Origin of the sequence: Nocardia sp. CWNU-33, assembly GCF_046764895.1 — a bacterium.
Taxonomy (GTDB): domain Bacteria; phylum Actinomycetota; class Actinomycetes; order Mycobacteriales; family Mycobacteriaceae; genus Nocardia.
The window spans coordinates 272,673-291,938 of record NZ_JBKOQN010000003.1; the positions used below are offsets into that span (position 1 = coordinate 272,673).

The 19,266-nt window shown below is 66.4% G+C and carries 20 protein-coding genes and 1 pseudogene; 11 read left to right on the forward strand and 10 right to left on the reverse strand.

The window, feature by feature from the left end:
* The first annotated feature begins 116 nt into the window (after window positions 1-116).
* A complete protein-coding gene (locus ACLMAL_RS05400; protein WP_411998052.1) occupies window positions 117-935 on the forward strand; it encodes a class I SAM-dependent methyltransferase in 819 nt (272 codons plus the stop codon).
* Window positions 936-1,013: 78 nt separating this feature from the next.
* Here ACLMAL_RS05400 and ACLMAL_RS05405 read toward each other — a convergent pair whose 3' ends face one another.
* Window positions 1,014-1,781: an SDR family NAD(P)-dependent oxidoreductase gene (locus ACLMAL_RS05405; RefSeq protein ID WP_406235087.1), complete on the reverse strand. Its 768-nt coding sequence runs from the start codon at window positions 1,779-1,781 to the stop codon at window positions 1,014-1,016.
* Window positions 1,782-1,999: 218 nt separating this feature from the next.
* Between ACLMAL_RS05405 and ACLMAL_RS05410 the strand changes: the two genes are divergently transcribed.
* Window positions 2,000-2,872, forward strand: a complete 873-nt coding sequence (locus tag ACLMAL_RS05410; RefSeq protein ID WP_411998053.1) for an SDR family NAD(P)-dependent oxidoreductase — start codon at window positions 2,000-2,002, stop codon at window positions 2,870-2,872.
* Window positions 2,873-3,035: 163 nt separating this feature from the next.
* Window positions 3,036-3,092, forward strand: a pseudogene (locus ACLMAL_RS05415) (hypothetical protein); the annotation flags it as partial.
* Window positions 3,093-3,483: 391 nt separating this feature from the next.
* Here ACLMAL_RS05415 and ACLMAL_RS05420 read toward each other — a convergent pair.
* From ACLMAL_RS05420 to ACLMAL_RS05430, 3 genes are all read right to left on the reverse strand, one after another.
* Entirely contained in the window at window positions 3,484-4,257 is a 774-nt protein-coding gene (locus ACLMAL_RS05420) for a TMEM165/GDT1 family protein (RefSeq protein WP_411998054.1), read from the reverse strand.
* Between the two features lie 295 nt (window positions 4,258-4,552).
* Complete coding sequence (locus ACLMAL_RS05425; protein WP_328407882.1) at window positions 4,553-5,080, reverse strand: peptidase; 528 nt, start codon at window positions 5,078-5,080, stop codon at window positions 4,553-4,555.
* A 534-nt stretch (window positions 5,081-5,614) separates the two neighbouring features.
* A complete protein-coding gene (locus ACLMAL_RS05430) occupies window positions 5,615-6,238 on the reverse strand; it encodes a superoxide dismutase (RefSeq protein WP_364905112.1) in 624 nt (207 codons plus the stop codon).
* Between the two features lie 304 nt (window positions 6,239-6,542).
* Here ACLMAL_RS05430 and msrA point away from each other — a divergent pair, with 304 nt between their 5' ends.
* The gene (gene msrA, locus ACLMAL_RS05435) at window positions 6,543-7,223 is read left to right on the forward strand and encodes a peptide-methionine (S)-S-oxide reductase MsrA (protein WP_411998055.1); all 681 of its coding nucleotides are present in this window, start codon (window positions 6,543-6,545) and stop codon (window positions 7,221-7,223) included.
* 67 nt (window positions 7,224-7,290) lie between these two features.
* Here the strand turns inward: msrA and ACLMAL_RS05440 are convergent, their stop codons facing one another.
* Complete coding sequence (locus ACLMAL_RS05440) at window positions 7,291-7,902, reverse strand: hypothetical protein (RefSeq protein WP_328407887.1); 612 nt, start codon at window positions 7,900-7,902, stop codon at window positions 7,291-7,293.
* Window positions 7,903-8,446: 544 nt separating this feature from the next.
* Here ACLMAL_RS05440 and ACLMAL_RS05445 point away from each other — a divergent pair.
* From ACLMAL_RS05445 to ACLMAL_RS05460, 4 genes are all read left to right on the forward strand, one after another.
* Window positions 8,447-8,821 carry a rhodanese-like domain-containing protein gene (locus tag ACLMAL_RS05445; protein ID WP_411998056.1) on the forward strand — a complete coding sequence of 125 codons (375 nt, stop codon included), beginning with the start codon at window positions 8,447-8,449 and terminating at the stop codon, window positions 8,819-8,821.
* A 93-nt stretch (window positions 8,822-8,914) separates the two neighbouring features.
* Window positions 8,915-10,018 (forward strand): DUF4328 domain-containing protein, encoded by a 1,104-nt coding sequence (locus tag ACLMAL_RS05450; RefSeq protein WP_411998057.1) that lies wholly within the window; start codon window positions 8,915-8,917, stop codon window positions 10,016-10,018.
* Window positions 10,015-10,779 (forward strand): glycerophosphodiester phosphodiesterase, encoded by a 765-nt coding sequence (locus tag ACLMAL_RS05455; protein ID WP_411998058.1) that lies wholly within the window; start codon window positions 10,015-10,017, stop codon window positions 10,777-10,779. Before ACLMAL_RS05450 ends, ACLMAL_RS05455 begins: the two co-directional genes overlap by 4 nt.
* A 434-nt stretch (window positions 10,780-11,213) precedes the next feature.
* Window positions 11,214-12,134 carry a DUF5926 family protein gene (locus ACLMAL_RS05460; RefSeq protein ID WP_411998059.1) on the forward strand — a complete coding sequence of 307 codons (921 nt, stop codon included), beginning with the start codon at window positions 11,214-11,216 and terminating at the stop codon, window positions 12,132-12,134.
* A 303-nt stretch (window positions 12,135-12,437) separates the two neighbouring features.
* On the opposite strand, the gene ACLMAL_RS05465 is transcribed toward ACLMAL_RS05460, so the two are convergent.
* The 5 genes from ACLMAL_RS05465 to ACLMAL_RS05485 form a co-directional block, all read right to left on the reverse strand.
* Window positions 12,438-12,986 carry a ferritin gene (locus ACLMAL_RS05465; RefSeq protein WP_411998060.1) on the reverse strand — a complete coding sequence of 183 codons (549 nt, stop codon included), beginning with the start codon at window positions 12,984-12,986 and terminating at the stop codon, window positions 12,438-12,440.
* 71 nt (window positions 12,987-13,057) lie between these two features.
* On the reverse strand, window positions 13,058-13,606 hold the full coding sequence (locus tag ACLMAL_RS05470) for a ferritin (protein ID WP_411998061.1): 549 nt from the start codon (window positions 13,604-13,606) through the stop codon (window positions 13,058-13,060).
* Between the two features lie 9 nt (window positions 13,607-13,615).
* Window positions 13,616-14,824, reverse strand: coding sequence for an LCP family protein (locus ACLMAL_RS05475; protein ID WP_411998062.1), 1,209 nt, complete (start codon window positions 14,822-14,824; stop codon window positions 13,616-13,618).
* A 488-nt stretch (window positions 14,825-15,312) separates the two neighbouring features.
* Window positions 15,313-16,107 carry a CPBP family intramembrane glutamic endopeptidase gene (locus tag ACLMAL_RS05480; protein WP_411998063.1) on the reverse strand — a complete coding sequence of 265 codons (795 nt, stop codon included), beginning with the start codon at window positions 16,105-16,107 and terminating at the stop codon, window positions 15,313-15,315.
* 46 nt (window positions 16,108-16,153) lie between these two features.
* The gene (locus ACLMAL_RS05485) at window positions 16,154-16,915 is read right to left on the reverse strand and encodes a DUF2470 domain-containing protein (RefSeq protein WP_411998064.1); all 762 of its coding nucleotides are present in this window, start codon (window positions 16,913-16,915) and stop codon (window positions 16,154-16,156) included.
* Window positions 16,916-17,061: 146 nt separating this feature from the next.
* Between ACLMAL_RS05485 and ACLMAL_RS05490 the strand changes: the two genes are divergently transcribed.
* The 3 genes from ACLMAL_RS05490 (at window position 17,062) to ACLMAL_RS05500 (ending at window position 19,263) form a co-directional block, all read left to right on the forward strand.
* On the forward strand, window positions 17,062-17,490 hold the full coding sequence (locus ACLMAL_RS05490; protein ID WP_411998065.1) for a hypothetical protein: 429 nt from the start codon (window positions 17,062-17,064) through the stop codon (window positions 17,488-17,490).
* A 196-nt stretch (window positions 17,491-17,686) separates the two neighbouring features.
* On the forward strand, window positions 17,687-18,601 hold the full coding sequence (pheA, locus tag ACLMAL_RS05495) for a prephenate dehydratase (RefSeq protein WP_411998066.1): 915 nt from the start codon (window positions 17,687-17,689) through the stop codon (window positions 18,599-18,601).
* Entirely contained in the window at window positions 18,598-19,263 is a 666-nt protein-coding gene (locus ACLMAL_RS05500; RefSeq protein ID WP_411998067.1) for a histidine phosphatase family protein, read from the forward strand. Before pheA ends, ACLMAL_RS05500 begins: the two co-directional genes overlap by 4 nt.
* The last annotated feature ends 3 nt before the right edge of the window (window positions 19,264-19,266 follow it).

Consider the following 19,266-nt stretch of genomic DNA (forward strand, 5'->3'; position numbering starts at 1 on the left):
TAACCGCCGACCTTCGGTCAGCGTAGAAGTCCTTCGCGCACAGTGATATTCGCATGGGTGGGTAGGGCCTCGCGGGTGGCGCGACTAGCCTTGGGCGAGTCGAAAGGATCGTCCGAATGCCAGGAAACCCGCTCGCGGCCGCTGAACCTTGGGATCTCGTCGCCGAAGGATACGCCGAATTCGCGCCCGCGATCATGGAGCCTTTCTCCGCTCGCGCGCTCGAACTGGCGGGATTGACGGTGGATTCGCAGGTCGTCGATATCGCGGCGGGAACGGGCATGCTGAGTCTGCTCGCCGCCGAGCGGGTGGCGCAGGTGCAGGCCATCGATTTCTCCGAACCGATGATCCGCAGGCTCGTCGCGGCCGCGGACGCCGCGGGTCTGACCAATATCGAGGCTCGGGTGGGGGATGGGCAGGCGCTGCCGTTCGATGCGGGCCGATTCGCCGCCGGTTTCTCGATGTTCGGGTTGATGTTCTTTCCGGACCGCGCCAAGGGGTTCGCCGAACTGTTCCGGGTGCTGAGCCCCGGCGGCACCGCGGTGGTGTCGAGCTGGGCGCCGGTCGTGGAGTCGCCGCTCATGCGAATGATGTTCGGCGCCTTTGCCGCCGCCGACCCGAGCATCCAGGAGCCGCAGCCCAACTTCCAGAGCCTGGAGAATCCGGACGTCTTCGCTACCGAAATGCGCATGGCCGGATTCGCGGGCGTGAGCATTCAGCGCCACACCACCTCGCTGACCTTCGGCAGCGCCGACGAGATGTGGGAAACGATGGTCGGCAGCGGCGCCCCGATGGTCCTGACGCGCCGCAACGTCGGCGAAGAGGTCTGGGCCGAGCGCGCCGCGCTCATGCGCGCCTACCTCGCGGACAACTACCGCCCGAATCACCCGTTGTCCACCACGGCCTTCCTCGGCATCGGCCACAAGCCGCAGCCCTGATATCGCCCGGTAACGCGAACACCCCGCCATTCCGGCCGGGCCGGAGTGACGGGGTGCAGGTGTTTGTACGGCAGGTTATTACCGCGGGGCCATGCGCAGCGCGCCATCCATGCGGATGGTCTCGCCGTTGAGGTAGTCGTGCTCGACGATGTACTGCGAGAGCTGCGCGTACTCGTCGGGGCGGCCGAGGCGGGACGGGAACGGGACGCCCGCCTCGAGGCCCTTGCGGTACTCCTCGGTGACACCGGCCAGCATCGGAGTGTCGATGATGCCGGGGGCGATGGTGTTCACGCGGATGCCGAACTGGGCCAGGTCGCGCGCGGCGGGCACGGTCATGCCGTGCACGCCACCCTTGGAGGCGGAGTACGCGATCTGGCCGATCTGGCCCTCGAAAGCGGCGACCGAGGCGGTGTTGATGATGACGCCGCGCTGGCCGTACTCGTCGACCGCGTCGGTCTTGGCGATAGCGTCGGCGGCCAGGCGCATGACGTTGAAGGTGCCGAGCAGGTTCACCGTGATGACCGTGCGGAACAGTTCCAGGTCGTGCGGGCCGTTCTTGGAAAGGATGCGGCCTGCCCAGCCGACGCCGGCGCAGTTCACGGCGATACGCAGCGGCACACCGGACTCGACGACCTTGGCGACCGCGGCGCTGACCTCGTCGTTGCTGGTGACATCGGCCGGAATCAGGGTGACACCCTCGGGCACGTTGTCGCCCGCGCGCTCGATCGACTGCGGCACATCAAAGCCGAAGACGGTGGCGCCCAGTTCGGCGAAACGCTTGGCAGTGGCGGCGCCGAGGCCGGATGCGCCTCCGGTGACAATGGCGGCGGAACCCGAAATCTCCACGATGGTCCTCTCGTTCGTGACAGCCAGTTGGCCTTTCGTCAATTGCACCCTAATAGGTGCAGCCCGGCGCAGCCCGTCCGGAGCCCGCGCCGGGCCGAGCGCAGGCAAGGCAGTCGCCGAACCAATCAGGGTGAGAGCCTGATCACGGCACTCTCCACTGTCTGTGGTGCCCAAGATTGTTTGCGAACATATATGTTCATCGGTGGTACCGTCGCAATATGAACGTGTTCTCCTCTGCGTCTGTCGCGGATCGGCGAATCCTCATTACCGGTGCGGCGCGCGGAATCGGGGCGGCGCTGGCTCGGCAGTTGCACGCGCGCGGGGCCAAGGTCGCGCTGCTCGGGCTGGAGGCGGAGCTGCTGGCCGAGGTGGCGCACGAATGCGGTGACGCGCCATGGCGTTACTGCGACGTCGGGGACTCCGCGCAGGTGGAGCGGGTGGTGTCAACGCTGGTCAGTGAGCTGGGTGGGCTCGATGTCGTGGTGGCCAATGCCGGGGTGGCGCGGCAGTTGGCGCTGCTGGGCGGCGATCCCGCGGTGATGGAGGAGACCCTCGCCGTCAACGTGCTCGGCGTTTACTACACGCTGCGCGCCGCCGGCCCACACATTTGCCACCCGGATGGTTACGCACTGATCGTCTCGTCGCTTGCGGCCGCGGTGAATCTCCCGCTGGCCGGGGCATACAGCGCATCGAAGGCCGGAGCCGAGGCGCTCGGCAACACGCTGCGCAACGAGATCAGGCACTCCGGCGCCAAAGTGGGCATCGCCTACTTCGCCGAGCTCGACACCGATATGACCACCCGCGGCTTCGGCACCGCCGCCGCGCGGGCCATCCTCGGCCGGTCCACGGTATCGGGCGTTGCGCCGCTCGGCCCGGCGATCGATGCGGTCGAACGGGCCATCGCCCGCCGCAAGCGCAAGGTTGTTTCGCCGTGGTGGGTGGCCCTGGTACTGCCGTTCCGGCCGATCGCCCAGCGTGCTGTCGATATCGCACTGCGCCGCGGGGTTGCGCGGGCGCTCGAGATCGCGCGCACCGAAGCGGCGCCCTTCACCACCGACCAGCCGTCGCGGCCACGCAGAATGGAGCGATAGTCCTAGCGTGACCGAGTACCGAACCAGACCGAACACCCGGAGCCACCGAATGACCGAACCGGCCAGCACCGTCCGCCAACTTCCTCGAGGCCGCCACGGCCTGCCGAGGGAGCAGGTGATCGCCTCGCAGCGCGATCGGATCCTGGACGCGATGGCCGAGGCGATGGCCGAAAACGGTTATGTCGGAACATCGGTCGCGGCGGTGCTGAAACGTGCGGGAGTATCGCGGGAGACCTTCTACGAGCAGTTCCGTTCCAAGGAGGACTGTTTCGAGGCGGCCTACGAGCGGGCGGTCGGCCAATCGCTGTCCCGTATCGCGGAGGCCGCGGCGCCACTCGCCGATTCGGCCGAGTCCGACAGGGACCGACCGGCGGCGCCGGATCCCGAGCGGATGGACCGCATTCTCGGCGCCTACCTCGACGGCCTCGCCGAGGAGCCCGCCTATGCCAGGTTGTTTCTCGTCGAGGTTTACGCGGTGGGGTCCAAGGCCGTAGCGCGCCGGGCTCTGCTGCAGGAGTCGTTCGTTGCCTTGATCGCCGATGTCCTCGGTGCGCGCACCGAGGAGCAGCGCTTCGCCTGTCAGACCCTCGCCGCGGCCGTCAGTGCGATGGTTACCGCTCGAATTGCGGCCGACGATCTGGATGGACTTCGTGGGTTGCGCGGGCCGCTACTGGATCTGGTTCGTCGCAGTGGTGATCTGTTCGGGACGGCGATGGTGCGCCACGGCGCCGTGCGCGCATGAGCAGCACGGCACCGGCGATGGCGGGTGCGATGGCGGCGATCCCGGCACCGAGCAGTACGCCTATGCCGGGCATCGCCGCAGCGAGCATGGTCGCAGTACCGAAGTAGAGGAACAGCAATCCGGAACAAATCCCGATCACGTGTTCCGGGAGATGCTTGCCCACCAGGATCCCGACTCCGATAGCGAGTGCGTCGGCCGCGACCATGCCGATGGTCGACCCGATCCAGACGCCGAACCAACTGTTGTCGGTGGCAAGCGCAGCGGTCGCGAACATGGTCCGGTCGCCGAGTTCGGCAAGTAGGAAGGCCGAGAGCACCACGAAATACGGCGCGGTGGTCGAGCGTGGCGGCGCGGATTCGGTGTCGTCGGCTGCGGCGCCGAGATGCTCACGCAGCGTCCACAGGCCGACGGCGAGGAAGGTGATCGCGGCGACCAGGGAGATCGCCCGGGTCGGCAGTGCGGCCCCCAGGAAGAACCCGACGCCGACCGAGATCAGGTGCACCGCTGCGGTGGCGGAGGCGATCGCACCGAGCACGACCCACCAGCGGTAGCGCAGCGCGAATGTCAGCGCCATCAGCTGGGATTTGTCACCGAGTTCGGCAAGGAAGACGATACCGACGCTCAGCAATATCGTGGCGATCATGTGTGCACTCCCGGGTCTCCGGCCTGCCTGCCTGGAGAACGGGGTACGTCTCCGGCCGACAACGAAATAGATGTCTAGGCCGAAGGTCTCGCCCACCGGACCTATGCCGGTTCACACCGCCGGACCCGTGCCATCGTGTGGCGGCAGGTCAGTATGTCGACTGCATGATTGGGGGCTACTCCCCTTCGTTGCTTCCGACTGTACCCCGGTAGCTACCGGGATGCCAACTTGCTGTTGTCGAAATCGCAATGCGCACAATAAGTTTGGCGATCCACGTAGCAGTTTTCGGGCACCCTCACGCGGCGAGCAGCATGGCAAGAACCGCAGTGTCGGGATCACTGATCGGATCCAGGCCCACCCGGCTGACCAGCGAGGTGATGGTGCCGTCCGACTCGGCCTCCGCCCAAGCCGCTCGATGCTCGAGCCCCAGGTGTGGGACACCGGGCAGCAGCACGCAGCCCGATGCCGCGCCCGCGCACTCCGGCAGCGAAGGCCGGGTTTCCGAGGGCGGATGCAGCATCAGGAGGGCTGTCGGCACATGATCGGCAAACCGGCCGGGAGCCAGCGCCTCCGCGCCGAGCACCGGACCCTCGGCCAGCACCATTCCCACCGTGCCGGGTTGCGGGTCGTCGGGCAGATCCTCGCGGACGCCGAACACGGTCGAGGTCGTCAGCAGCCCCGGCATGGTGGCCACCCGTACGGCGAGCACCAGTACCTGCGCCCATTCCTTGGTGGTATCCGGCCAGCGGCCGGAGATGACGAACCCGCGCAGCGATCCGCGAGCTTGGAACGGCGTGATGCCGATCGGTCCGTTCGTGTGCATGGTGCCTCCCGTCAAAGAACCGGGGGCGGCGTTGCCCGTCCTCGTACTGTGGACTCTCGAGAATGGCTCACGAATCACCTGGCACACAAGTACCAAAGAGTGCTAACCAGACAAAACGGACCAGCCCGTAGTCGGCGGTGCCGACTACGGGCTGGTGATCTATCGGCCGATACCGAGGCAACGGCTCATTTCAAGCATGGCGTGTCGCCGCAAAGTCCCTGCGAATACGCAAAGTCCCTGCGAATAGTGGCCCCACGGCACGACGACGCCTTGCGAGCGCCGCGAGACCAGCTAGGACATCGCGGCCCGTCCCACCTCCACGACAGCCGAAGCGCACCCACCGAAGTCGCAAGCTCAGCTAGCGACGCCCGCACTCGGCACGATGACGCCTTCCGAGCGAAGCGAGATCGAGCACTAGAGTTCGCGGCCCGGCTCGCGTCCGAGTGGGCGAAGCGCATGCGCCGAAGGCGCTAGTCTCGCCCGCTCGGACGCGAGCCCAAGGGGGCCGCGAACACGCAGCGCCGCAGGCGCTGCCTAACCAAAAATGAGCCCCTTGGCCTGGCCGACGGCACGCGCGAAGCGCTCCTGCACGTCTTCCCAGTTCACGACGTTCCAGAACGCGGTGACGTAGTCCGCCTTGACGTTCTTGTACTGCAGATAGAAGGCGTGCTCCCACATGTCGACCTGCAGCAGCGGGATGATGCCGAGCGGCACGTTGGCCTGCTGGTCGTACAGCTGGAAGGTCAGCAGCTTCTGGCCGAGGGTGTCGTAGCCGAGCACCGCCCAGCCGGAGCCCTGCAGGCCGTTGGCCGCGGCGGTGAACTGCGCGCGGAACTTGTCGAACGAGCCGAACTGGTCGTCGATCGCGGCGGCCAGCTCGCCGACCGGCTTGTCACCACCGTTGGGGGACAGGTTCTTCCACCAGATGGAGTGGTTGACGTGCCCGCCGAGGTGGAAGGCCAGGTTCTTCTCGTTCAGGAAGATGGCGGCGTGATCGCCGGCCTCGCGGGCCGCCTCGAGCTTCTCCAGTGCGGAGTTGACGCCCGCGACGTAAGCGGCATGGTGCTTCGAATGGTGGATCTCGTTGATCTGCCCGGAGATGTGGGGCTCCAGGGCGCTGTAGTCGTAATCCAGATCTGGCAACGTGTACTCAGCCACGATGTCCCTTCCTAATGTCGGGCTGTGTGTGCCCTCGTCTTCGAGCACACTCAGCCATCATTCGTACACCCGCTCGGTTCCAACCGGGCCGTGTACCCCCGCATTCCATGATCGATACCATCGGCGCTTCGGTTGTCTCTCGCCATACGAACGTACCGACTGATTTCCTGAGCACATGGGGTAACTCGCCCGGGACACGCAGAACTTCTGTCAGGTACTCGACCGCCGACCCCGCGACGCGACTACCTCGGTACCTGCGATCGACAGCAGACGCGCAGTGGCGGCGGAGCCTAGCATTGAACCCATGTCCTGGTATGACGAATTAGTGGGGCGGGTGCGCCTTCCGGAGCCGGTCATGGTGTCACCGGACCGAGCGCTGCCAGGGCGCGGCGAGCCGCTGGTGGTCCCCGAGACGCATTACCTGAACGGGCATCCGATCCATCCGCCGTTCCCGGAGAATATGCGGGTCGCTGTGGTGGCGATGGGCTGTTTCTGGGGTGCCGAGAAGGAGTTCTGGCAGATCGAGGGCGTCTACTCGACCGCAGTCGGTTACGTGGGCGGCTATACGCCGAACCCGACTTACGAGGAAGTGTGCAGCGGGCGGACCGGTCATACCGAGTCCGTGCTCGTCGTCTTCGATCCCGAGGTGATCGACTACGCCGGTGTCCTGCGGCATTTCTGGGAGAACCACGATCCGACGCAGGGCATGCGGCAGGGCAACGATCGCGGAACCCAGTACCGCTCGGCCATTTTCACGCTGAGTCCGGAGCAGGCAGAGATCGCGCATGCCACCGCGAGGGCGTTCGGTGAGCGGCTCGCGGCGGCCGGCTACGGCCGGATCACCACGGAGATCACCGAACTGTCCGACCTGTCCGGTTTCTATTACGCCGAGGGCTACCACCAGCAGTACCTGGCCAAGAATCCCGGCGGCTACTGCCCGGTGCACGCCACCGGCGTGAGCTGCCCGGTGGGTTTGGGCGCCTGAGCGGCGGAGCTGGAAAAGAAAACCGCACATCCGATGGATCGGATGTGCGGTTCGGGTGTGTGGTTGTTCAGAGCTGCGGCACTATGCCTGGGCGCATGGTCTGTGGATCACCCGCGTCGTGAGCCTTCCACCAGCGCACCCCGCCCTCGATGAACTCGGCCAGTGGGATTTCCCGGCCGTTCTGGTCGTGGATGGTCATGTTGTCGAACCACACGCGCACGTCCAGCTCGCGTGGATCGATGCCTTCCTCCTGCGAGAACTCCAGCACGTGCGCGGAAACGCCGTCACCGATCTTGGTGTCGAAGCTGAGCAGTTCGCTCCACAGCGCCCAGCCGCTGTCGTCGACGTCGATGAACTCCCAGCCGTGCAGCCGTCCACCGCCGAAACTGCGGATTCCCTCGTCCAGCCCGTCGAGCTGCAAGGGCAGCACCGTCGCGGCTAGATCGTCCCAGCGCTGGATGCGCATCGAGGCGGCGACACGGCCGACGCCGGTGAATGTCAGCCGCACCCGATTTCCCTCTGGCGCTGGTCCGTCCTTCGGGAGGGTCAACACCTCCAGTTCCAGGCTCAGTCGACGACCCGCCTCGTCAACCTCCAGTCCTAGGCATGTGGCCTCGGACAGCGCGGTGTTGAGCCCAGCCGTATCCAATCCGTCGAGTAGCCCCCTGCTCACATTCATACCTTCAGGCTACCGACAGCACCTGCGGGAACCCGGTATTTAAGTTTTTCGCTAGTGTTCTCGTTTTTATGGAACCGAATCGATCGCAGGGCCGTCCAAGTAGTTATCGGGGTCTGCTCGGCCGATGGCCCCGAAGCTGCGGCGAATGACCGCTCCGGGATGGCTAGGAGGGGAGTCTCGGATCGGTCGTTCGTGTCGCTCGGTTCGCTGCAGGGCTGCTGCTCGGGAGTGATTCGTCCGGATTCGATGGTGTTGCATTCCGGGATCGAGTGGACCTGCTGGTTTCTCGATAGGCCTTAGCTGTGAGCGGTGTGCTGCTGAATAGCGAGACCTGTGGATCAAGTTGTGGATTATGTGGATAACTCCGATAGAGGTATGCACAAGCAACCCCGCAGCGGGGTGTCCGACAGGAACCGGAAGGACAGAACATACCCGAGGTAGCCGACCGCTGTCGAGGCCGTCCTCGTGTCATAGCGGGGGAGTCGCCGGTGCAGCGCGAGCCCACAACTCCCCGGCACTGCGGCGACCATGGCAGGATCGAAGAGTGACGAGCCCTGAGGTCCCGTCGGTGCCGGTGGAAGCCGTGCCCGGCGAATTCGACAATCCCGCTGACGCCACCGCGGCCGACGCCGCGCGGGCGATTCTGCTCGACGTGCGCGAGGATGACGAATGGCAGCTCGGGCACGCACCGGGCGCGATCCACATTCCTATGGTCGACGTGCCCGCTCGAATCGACGAGCTGGATTACGACGCCGACCTCTATGTCATCTGCAGGCAGGGCGGTCGGTCGATCGAGGTGGTCAAGTATCTCACCCACGTCGGTTTCGATGCGGTGCACGTCAGAGGTGGCATGGTGGCATGGCAGCAGTCGGGCCGTCCGCTGGTCGCTGTCGGCGACCACCCGGCGAAGATCTACTGACGGAAAGAGCGAGGTGCTCGGCATGAGCGTCAGGCCCGGAGGCGGCAGCCTGGGTAACCACGGCGGGCCCGCGAATGCCGAAAAGGAGGCACTGTGAGTACGGTGGTGCAACCTTGCGCGCGCTGTGGCGCGCGCTGGGCCGTGCAGACGACCCCGATGCACTGGTGCCCGCGCTGCCGAGGCGTGTTGCTGTCACCTGCTCCGATCGACGCCCCCGCCGAGCGTCGCAACTACCGCTGGGTCGCGCGCCGGCCCGACCAGCGCGTTCGCCGGGCTTCGACTTCAGGACGAGCCGGGCAGTCGGTCGAAACACCGCGCTATACCGAGATGCCTCGGTGGGGTCTGTCGGACCCGAAAGCCTCGCCCGCCGCCGCCCCGAAGCGTCGGCTCGCTCCCTTCTCGGACCGTGTCGTTGCGCTGCTGCTTGCCACGGCGGTAGTGTTCGCCGTCGCGTGCCTCGCTGAACTCGGGCGATATGGGATTCTGCTGCGCAACCGCACCCGCCTGGTGAATCCGTTACTGCTCACCCTTTCCGACTACTTGCTGTTGCTTTCCGCTGTGCTCGGACTGGTGCTGGCGCTGGCTACCGCGTTGGCGCTGCTCGGCTGGCTGATCGAGACGCGACGGGTCGCCTACGAGCGGTCCGGGCGGCGGGACCCTCGATCGGTCCGGACGCTCGCCCTCGGCTGCCTGTTTCCGGTAGTCAACCTGTTGTGGCCCGGTGTCTTTCTGACCGAGGCCGTGACGGTCTCCGCGCCGGACCGGCCGGCCGATCCTCGGGTCTTGCGGGCCGTCCGGATCTGGTGGTGCGCCTGGGTGTTCGGCGGCATTGTCGCGGTCGCCGCGCTGCTGTGGCGGACCGCGGACTCTTTGCAGGTCAAGGCGGACGGGGTGATGTTCACCGCGTTCACCGATGCCATTGCCGTTGGGGTCGCATTGCTGACGCTGTGGCTGATGCGGATGATCGAGGGCCGGGATCTGTTCGGCCACACCAGGATTGCGCGCCGCTGGGTGATCGCGGTCGATCCGCAGGTGCCGGTCATCGAGCCGGTGCAGCCGGGCGGCACAGCCGAGGCAGCACCGCCCGACTTCGCGAATTCAGCGCCGCGTGGTGCTGCGGATACCGTCAGCAGCGAGGATCAGGACAACGCCAGCAGCGCTGTGCACCGTGAGCACGAGGAGGTTATGGCCAAGTGAGCCAGGGCAGTCGCGCACCGTTCGTCGTCGCGCACCGGGGAGCCTCGGCGGCGCGACCCGAGCACACACTCGCCGCCTACGAGCTTGCGCTGCAAGAGGGCGCCGACGGTGTGGAATGTGATGTCCGGCTGACCAGGGACGGGCACCTGGTCTGCGTGCACGATCGCACCGTCGATCGAACCTCCTCGGGCACCGGGCCGGTGAGCGAGATGACCCTCGACGAACTCGGGAAGCTCGACTTCGGCGCCGACGGCGCACCATCGGCCGTGCTCACGCTCAGCGAACTGATCGAGCTCGTGCTCGACTGGCGCAGCAGGCCCACCAAGTTGTTCATCGAAACCAAGCATCCCGTCCGCTACGGCGCACTGGTGGAGAACAAGCTGCTCGCCGAACTCCAGCGCTACGGAATCGCGACACCGGCTTCGGCCGACCACTCCCGCGCGGTGGTCATGTCCTTCGCGGCCACCGCGGTATGGCGGATCCGCCGTTCCGCGCCACTTCTGCCGACGGTGTTGCTCGGCGAATCATCGCGCTACCTGGGCGGCGGCGCCGCGACCACCGTCGGCGCCACCGCGGTCGGCCCGTCGGTGAAAACCCTGCGCGAGCACCCCGACCTGGTCGACAAGGCCGCCGCCGCCGGCCGCGCCACCTACTGCTGGACCGTCGACGACCCCGACGACGTCCGCCTCTGCGCCGACCTCGGCGTCAGCTGGGTCGCGACCAACCACCCAGGCCGCACCAAAGCCCTGCTATCGGCTTGAGTTTTTTTGGCAGCGCCTTCGGCGCATGCGCTTCGGCTGTTGTAGAGGTGGGACGCACCGCGAACCCAAGGCGGGGGTCTCGCTGCGCTCGTCATCGTGGTGAGTGGTTGTCGGAGTGCGTCGGTTGCTGACACAGGGTGCCCCCCACTGCGCGTCGGGGGCCCGCGAACCCCTGCACTGAAGGTGCGAGATCGCCACGCACCGACTCGGCACGATGATGTCTTCCGAGCGAAGCGAGATCCAGCCCCAGACTTCGCGGCCCGTCCCACCACCGCAACAGCCGCAGCGCATCCTCCAAAGTCGCAAGCTCAGCTACCAACGCCCCCACTCGGCACGATGACACCTTCCGAGCGAAGCGAGACCAAGGGGGCCGCGAACACGCAACGCCGCAGGCGTTGCCAAATAAACACAGCCGTTGCAGTAGGTTTTGGCGCGTGGGTAAGAGCAAGCGCAATAGTCCGAAGCCCGGGGGCAACCGGGCGCAGCGTCTCGCCGAGCGGCGGGCGGTGCTGGAGCAGTCGGGGCAGGGTGTCGCGCGCCCGTTCGAGGGGTTGGCCGCGGAGTGCGATCTTGTCGCGCTGCGTGAGTTCGTACCGTCGGCGACCGCGACGCTGAAGCTGTCGCCCGATGTCGCGGCGGAGCGGTCGGTGGTGCTGGCCACGGTGCTGCCCGGTGCGGTCGCCGCGTTGGTGCGTGCGGGGGATCAGCCGACCGGCTACGTCGGCACGCAGGTCCAGTTCCAGGGTGCGGATCCGGCTGCCGATCTTGCGGCCGCCATTCTGTGGACGCAGTCGGCGGAGCCGGGCGAATCGCTTTCTGCTGCGCAGAGCGTGGCAGGCGGGCCGCGGTTGGCCGATGTGATCGATCCCGGCGCGGATCTCGAGCTCACCGTGCATCAGGACTTCGACTGGTGGGTGCCCGAAGGCGTGCAGCCCGATCCGCAGGTTGCCGCGACCATCGAGCAGGCCAAGCAGGCGATCATGCCGTCGGCGCGGTTGGATCTCGGCGCCGATTCGATCGGCGCCGCATGGTGGGTCGACGCGGGCGAGAAGGCGCATGTGCGCTGGGTTCGGCCGGAAGACGAAGATGCGCTGATGCTCGCGCTGGCCAGGCTGCATGCCGCGGGCGGGCTGCACCTGGGCGAGGGCTCGCGCTTCGCGGGGTCGTTCCGTACGCACGGACTGCTGGTGCCGGTGTTCGACCTCGATCCCGAGCTGCACGCCACCGAATGGACCAAGCCTGCCATCGAGTTCGGTGCGCGGTTGTCGGAGGCGCTGGCGAAGGATGCGCCGCTTTCGGCCGATGAACGTCGCTCTCGGGATGGTCTGCGGTCGCGTCAGATCACCTTGCGGTAAACCGAAAAAATCTCAGAGAATTTTGTGAAACACCCTCCTTTCTAATCAACTCTCGGTTAGGTTCTCTTCATCACCGAAAGATGGTGGTGGTGAGGACAACCTCACCGATCTGATGAGGAAGACAGGGAACACATCATGGACGCGATCCTCTTGCTGCTCAAGACGCTGCTCAGCTCGCTGAGTGCTTCGTAAAGCATCTCGCAGAATGTTGATGGCGGCGTTTCGACGCCGCCCTCGATTTACCAGCGACAGGCCCAGCTCGTCGTGACGAGCTGGGCCTGATTGCATGGAGAATACTTTTGACTAGACGGTGCCGCCTGCAACGGAAGGAGCGCCGGATGTATCGCTCGGGCCGCTCATTTCCCGCGCGATGAAATCTTCGAGGTCGAACAGGTTCGCCCCGGCGCGATCGGCAATGGTGAGCAGTGTCGTCATGTTGGCGACCTCCTCGACCTGTTCCTTGAGGAACCACTGCATGAACTGTTCGCCGAGGTAGTCGCCCTCTTCGCGGGCGGTGCTCGCCAATTGGATGATCTGGTCGGTAACGGCCTTCTCCTGGGCGAGTGCCAACGCAATGGGTTCGCGGACATTCTCGAAATGGGATTTCGCGCTGTCGATACCCGACAGTTCGATGCTGATATCCCGATCGAGGAAGTACTGCACGATCATCATTGCGTGATTGCGCTCTTCGACTGCCTGCGCATAGAAACGCTTGGCCAGCTGCGGCAGATCTGCATTGTCGAACCACACCGCGATAGCGATGTATTGATGCTCGGCGTTGAATTCATGCCGAATCTGGTCGTGAAGCAGGCTGTGGAATTTGCTGCGCGGAGACTCCGAATGGCTGGACATGGAAGCGACATTAGCGCTGGTCAGCGCACGTGTCATCCAAGTGCAACCTTATTGAGGCTAGTATTGCCTAATTAATTCTTTGCGGCCCCTGCCATTTTCGGCGCTGCGACATCGGCGCGCGGGGTGGTCCGCAGTTCGCGTGAGATGAAATCCTCGACGTCGAACAGATCGCCTGCGGCACGGTCGACGACCGTCAACAAGGTGGTCATCCCCGCGACGTCCGCCACCTGTTCCTTGAGGAACCATTGGATGAATCGCTCACCGAGGTAGTCACCGGACGTGCGGGCCGCATCGGCGAGCGCGGTGATCTGCGCTGCGGTGGTCCGCTCCGACTCCAGCAGATGAGCGATCGCGGCACGGGGAGACTCGAAGGTGGACTGCACCTCGTTCAAGCCCTCGACCCGGACATCCAGGTCCCGATCGAGCAGATACTGCACCATGCGCAGCGCATGTGCACGGTTCTCACCGGACTTGCCGTAGCAGTATTCGGCCAACTGCGGCAGGCGATTCGAATCGAGATACACCGCGGCGGCAAGGTATTGCTGGGCGGAGGTGAAGCCATGACGGATCTGTGCGCGCAGCAGGTTGGGGAACGGCTCGGCGACGTCGGTGTCTGGCATGTCTCGACGCTACCTCGTCAGCAGGTCGTCCGGTACGGGTTGGTCCTTGGCCAGCGCATCGAAAAATCTGCCCGCCTTGTTCTTGTCCCACAGCAGCACGTTTCCGCTGTCGGTGTCGCTGAAGCCGCCGACCGGGACGGTGGTCGCCACCGTGGCGCCGCGCAGTGCCCAGCCCAGCTGCCCCAGGTTCCAGATGTGATCGCCGTTGTCGACCTTCAAGGATTTGGCGGTGTCGCTGGCGAGTGGCCACAGCTTGAACGGGTTGGCCAGGGTGGCGGTGCTGGTCGCCTTCTTCAACAGCGCCGCCATGAACAGCCGCTGGTTGTTCATTCGGTCGAGATCGGCGAGCGCGGTCGCGCGGCTGCGCACGAAGCCGAGTGCCTCCGGGCCGGTGAGTCGCTGGCAGCCCGCGGGCAGGTCGATGCCTGCGAGCGGGTCGTCGATGGGCTGCGGCACGCAGACGTCGATGCCGCCGAGGGTGTCGACGACGCCTGCGAAGCCGCCGAAGCCGATCTGCGCGTAGTGGTCGATCCGCACACCGGTCGCGATCTCGACGGTCTGTACCAGCAGTTGCGGGCCGCCTAACGCGAAGGCGGCATTGAGCTTGTCTTTGCCGTAGCCGGGGATGCTGACATAGGAATCGCGCGGCAGGCTGACCAATGTGGTCGGCCCCGATTTCGGAATGTGCACCAACATGATGGTGTCGGTGCGTTCCGGTCCGACCTCGCCGCCGGTGGCCAGCTCCCGCTCCTGTTCGGGCGACAGGCCCGCGCGACCGTCGGAACCGACGAGCAGCCAGTTGGTGCCAGGTGTGTCGCCTACGCGATCGGCGTAGTTCGCCAGTGCGTCGATCCGGTTCAGCGAATTGTCCAGCTTGATGACCGCGCCGATCGCGGCGAGCACGAGCACCACGACCAGGACGAGAGACCAACGGAACAGATGCAGCTTGCGGCGTCGCCGCGGAGGTTGGGGTTCGCGATCCCGCCGCGATGGCGGCGCGGCAGGCGGAGGCGGGGGCGGGGTCCGGTATTGGCGGGCCCGCTGGGCCTGTTGTAGCGCGGGCTCGTGGTAGGGGACCGGTTGCTGTGTCGGCTGGTGCGTCGGTGCCGGTCGAGGTTTCTCCATGGGCGGTGGCGGTGTGCGCCGGGCTCCCTGGTCGGGCGGGACCTGGGAATAAGCCCGGGGTGGTGCGTAGTTCGGCGGTCCGTCGCGGTGCATCTTTCGCGTGGGCTCGACGGGGGCCTGCCCCGGCCGGTGCGATCCCGGGGCGTGTGGCTCGCCTCGATGCGGTCCGGGGGTGTGTGGCTCGGCCCGGTGTGGACCGGGCGGGTGTGGCTCGCCTCGGCGCGGTCCGGGGGTGTGTGGCTCGGCCCGGTGTGGACCAGGAGGGTACGGCTCGGCCCGCTGCGAACGTGGAGTCGGCGGTTCACCGGGTCTACCAGGCGGTGGCGGGACCCGGCGCGTCCGTGCGTTGTGCTGGGGGTCGTCGCCATTCATCACTAGGCACTCTACTGATCGGGGGCCGCGCGGGGTGGTTTCGCGGCGGCCGGACGTCGGGTGGGTACAGGGTCGGCGCAGTCGGTCCGTTCGAATGCTCGTGCGCGAGTGCGTGTTCGAGCGCTTCATGGTCGCCGGTGCCCAGCGTCGATGGTGAGCGACGGACGAATCCGGCGCTCCTAGTGAATTCGCAAATAGACCGAAGTTGGTTACGGCAACCAGGAAACGTGCCCACGCAAGATCGTGTAGCCGATGTAGGCCACCGCGTCGATTGTGGCGTGCGCCAGAATCAGCGGCCACAGGCGATTGGTGCGCTGCCAGAAGCGGCCGAAGATCACGCCCATCACCAGATTTCCGATGCCGCCGCCCAAGCCTTGATACAAGTGGTAGCTGCCGCGCAGCAGCGCCGAGGCCAGCAGCGACGAATCCTCCGACCAGCCGAGTTTGCGCAGCCTGGTGATCAGATACGCGACCACCAGGATCTCCTCGGCCGCCGCGTTCGCGCAGGCGGAAAGGATGAGGGCCGACAGCCGCCACCAGTGGTCGCCGAGCGAGCTCGGCACGATGGTGACGCTGATGCCGAGTGCGTGCGCGGTCAGATACAGGCCGAGTCCGGGCAGCCCGATGACCGCCGCGAGTGCGAGCCCGGGCAGTACGTCCGAACGCCACCGCAGCCGCGCGAGTCCGATCATCCGCGGTCCGATACCGCTGCGCCACAACAGGTATAGGCCCAGTGCCGCCCACCCGGCCAGCCGTAACACCCCGAGCAGCTGAAACAGCAGATCGATCGTCGACTGGGTCGCGCGCGACGGATTCAGCGCGACCGTCCGACCGCCGACCCCACCGGGTGAGAGCGCGCTCTCGATCAGCGACAGCGCGGCGTTGAGCCCGCTCAGCCCGAAGGTGACGACCAGAACGACCGCGATCTCGAGCCGGATGGCGAATCGCTCCCGATCCGCCGGCTCGGGCCTGTCCCAGGTGGGAACCGATTCAGCAGCGCACATGCGCACGAATCTATTGCCAACGCAGAGTGCGCGGCACCGGCGGACTTCAGATGCGCCGCAACCCGTTCAGGAAGGGACAGCCCGCGAGCGTGCGGACGGCGCGGCTCAGGGATTCGATGTCTTCGGCAGGGGTGTTGAAGGGCAAGCGGAAGTCGTGGTCGCCGTCGGTGCCTTCGATGCGCAGGGTGAGGCCGTATCGGTCGATGGCGAGCGGGTGCACCGAGCCGCGCTGCAGGCGGGGCGGCAGGTGGCGGGCGAGTTGGGCGACGACATCCGCGTGGTCGGCGTCCATGTGCTGCAGCCATGCGGACTCGAGCGCGCAGAACGGGTCGGGCTCGGCGTGGCGGAGTTCGTCGACGCAGACGGATTCGGCGCCGGTCGAGTCGGCCAGCACCGCAGAGTTGATCACCACCCACAGCAGGGTCGCGGTGTATCCGACATCCAGCAGTCCGGGATGCGGATGGTCTTTGGCCACCTCGGAGGCCAGCGCACGTTGCGCCTGATTGGGCACGGTGCGCACCCAGCCGCGCAGCCATACCAGTGCCCGCACCGGCTCCCGCAGTGTCAGCGGCGAGTGATCGGTGAGCTCCAATACCGCCGCCGCGCCGGCAGCGCCGGAATTCGCGGCGAGCACGGTGGCCATGGACGCGGTCGGCACCGCGATCACCACATCACCACACTCCCGCAGGTGATGTACCGAAACCGGGGTCGGATCGATGCCCGGCATCGCGAGTACCGCCTGCTCCGCATGCGCGCACGCGTTGCGAACCCGCTCGGCGGTGGATGGTGCGACGGTCGGGTTCGGCATGCAGACCTCCAGTACTCGGTGTTGCCCGGCTTCGGTTGCGCTAGCTTAGGTAACCCTAAGCTAAGTCACGCGCGGTCGTTCCGCAAGCGTTCGCCGCGGCCGGATCCTGAGATTTCAGTGCGACCGGCCATGGCTACGGTGAGGAGATGGCGGATGGATCGGGAGAACCGGTGTTGGTTTCGTTGACAGCGCCCGCGCGACGCAGCCTGGTCGCAGGTCTGGTGCGTGCCACCGGATCCGGACCGGGAGATACGACGGCGCGCACCGTCGATGTGGATGTCGCGGATGCGGAGATCGCCGATCTTCTTGCGGAAGTCGCACACGCGGATACTGGGTTCATCGCTCGTACCGCGCACGGCGATCGGGCCCTGGCAATCGTTGCGGCAACCGCCGCTGCCCTGTGCGGCGAGGACATCCGCACCGCCCTCAGCACCCCGAACATCGCCTTTCTGACCGCACTGAAACCACCGGCGATCGAGGCCGTTCGCAGCGTGCTGCTTGCCATCGAAACCGACACACCAGACGAGGTGACGCATTCCCTCGCGCCGCTCGCCATCGCCGATTCGCCCAGGTGACAACAGATTTCGCGAGCGCGAGGGCAACCCGCGAACAGTGCGGCGAGCCGCCCGAAGGCAGATCCGCGTCGGTGTGGCGGTAGCGCCCTTACCGTCGGCGACGGAGGCCGCACGGCAGGGGAGTGTCAGGTGAACAGAACTTCCCAGTGCGCCGAATTTTTCCAGCACACCGGCAACCGCAAGTACTGTCGTAATCGTGCCGCGAATCGCGTACTTCGGTCCGTCCGGAACCTTCACCGAGATGGCCCTTGCCAAGCTCGAATCCTCGGAGGCCTTCGACCGGCCGGTCGAGCGGGTCGCCGCGCCGAGCCAAGGGGCCGCGCTGGACCTCATTCGGTCCGGTGACGTCGACGGTGCGGTTGTGCCGATCGAGAGCTCCGTCGAAGGATCCATCTCGGCGACCTTGGATTCGCTCGCGATCGGCCCGCGACTGCAGATCGTCGCCGAGACCGAGTTGGAAGTGACCTTCACAATTCTCGCCAAATCGGGCACCCGGCTCGCCGATGTGCGGACACTGGCCGCCTATCCGGTTGCTGCGGCGCAGGTGCGCGTGTGGGTCTCGCGCAACCTGCCGAACGCGCAGCCGTACACCTCGGCATCGAACGCCGCCGCCGCCGAGGACGTGGCTGCCGGTCATGCCGACGCCGCGGTCTCCACCGCACTGGCGGGTGAGCGCCTCGGGCTGACGGCAGTGGCTTCGGGCGTGGCTGACCATGAACACGCGATCACCCGGTTCGTCCTGGTCACCAAGCCTCGCGTGGCGCCGCGCGCGACCGGCGCGGATCGCACGTCGATCGTGCTGGAACTGTCCAACGAGCCGGGTTCGCTGATGCGCGCGTTTGCCGAATTCGCCACTCGCGGTATCGATCTGACCAGAATCGAATCCCGCCCCACCCGGACGGGCCTCGGCACCTATCGCTTCTATCTCGACTGCGTCGGGCACATCGATGACGCGGCGGTGGCGGAGGCGCTCAAGGCGCTGCACCGCACCGCGCGGATCAGGTTCCTCGGTTCGTGGCCCGCGACATCGGCGACGGGGACCCCGCCGCCGTCGGATGAGGCGGCCGCAGAATGGCTGACCCAGCTAAGAAAGGGGGTGGCGGATCTATGAGCGGAAAGCTGATTCTGGTCCGGCACGGTGAGACCGAAGGCAATGTCGCCAAGATCCTCGACACCGAAGTCCCTGGCCTGCCACTCACCGAACGTGGTGCGGCACAAGCGAAGACGTTCGGTTCGAGTCTGCTCATGGAGCCGCGTGCGGTGTTCTGTTCGACGGCGCTGCGCGCCAGACAGACCGCAGGCTACATCGAGGCGGCGACCGGCGTGCCCGCCGAAGTGCTCGACGGCGTGCACGAGGTGCAGGTCGGCGACCTGGAGGGCCTGGCAACCCAGGAGGCGCACGAGACCTTCCAACGGGTGTACCGGGCCTGGCACGAGGGCGATCTCACGCAGCGAGTGTCCGGTGGCGAGTCCGGGTACGACGTGCTCGCCCGCTTTCTGCCGGTAATCGAGACGCTCCGGACGACCTACCTGGCGTCCGACGCCGCCGACGGCGACGTGCTGCTGGTCAATCACGGCGCCGCCATGCGACTGGTCTCACGGACCCTCACCGGGGTAGCGCCGCCGTTCACCACCAACAACCATCTCGACAACACCGAGACCATCGAATTGGTGCCCCGTGCCGTCGGCGGCTGGGAATGCATCCGCTGGGGTCGTTTCACACCGCCGTTCGGCTACGAGGTGGCACCGACCGCCGACGACCCGATGGGTTAGCCG

Bases quoted from the DNA above. Each gene is read 5' to 3' on its own strand.
- ACLMAL_RS05400 (WP_411998052.1), top strand. From the start codon at position 117: ATGCCAGGAAACCCGCTCGCGGCCGCTGAACCTTGGGATCTCGTCGCC.
- ACLMAL_RS05410 (WP_411998053.1), top strand. From the start codon at position 2,000: ATGAACGTGTTCTCCTCTGCGTCTGTCGCGGATCGGCGAATCCTCATT.
- ACLMAL_RS05420 (WP_411998054.1), bottom strand. From the start codon at position 4,257: ATGATCGCCACGATATTGCTGAGCGTCGGTATCGTCTTCCTTGCCGAA.
- ACLMAL_RS05425 (WP_328407882.1), bottom strand. From the start codon at position 5,080: ATGCACACGAACGGACCGATCGGCATCACGCCGTTCCAAGCTCGCGGA.
- msrA (WP_411998055.1), top strand. From the start codon at position 6,543: ATGTCCTGGTATGACGAATTAGTGGGGCGGGTGCGCCTTCCGGAGCCG.
- ACLMAL_RS05440 (WP_328407887.1), bottom strand. From the start codon at position 7,902: ATGAATGTGAGCAGGGGGCTACTCGACGGATTGGATACGGCTGGGCTC.
- ACLMAL_RS05465 (WP_411998060.1), bottom strand. From the start codon at position 12,986: ATGTCCAGCCATTCGGAGTCTCCGCGCAGCAAATTCCACAGCCTGCTT.
- ACLMAL_RS05470 (WP_411998061.1), bottom strand. From the start codon at position 13,606: ATGCCAGACACCGACGTCGCCGAGCCGTTCCCCAACCTGCTGCGCGCA.
- ACLMAL_RS05475 (WP_411998062.1), bottom strand. From the start codon at position 14,824: ATGCACCGCGACGGACCGCCGAACTACGCACCACCCCGGGCTTATTCC.
- ACLMAL_RS05480 (WP_411998063.1), bottom strand. From the start codon at position 16,107: ATGTGCGCTGCTGAATCGGTTCCCACCTGGGACAGGCCCGAGCCGGCG.
- ACLMAL_RS05485 (WP_411998064.1), bottom strand. From the start codon at position 16,915: ATGCCGAACCCGACCGTCGCACCATCCACCGCCGAGCGGGTTCGCAAC.
- ACLMAL_RS05490 (WP_411998065.1), top strand. From the start codon at position 17,062: ATGGCGGATGGATCGGGAGAACCGGTGTTGGTTTCGTTGACAGCGCCC.
- ACLMAL_RS05500 (WP_411998067.1), top strand. From the start codon at position 18,598: ATGAGCGGAAAGCTGATTCTGGTCCGGCACGGTGAGACCGAAGGCAAT.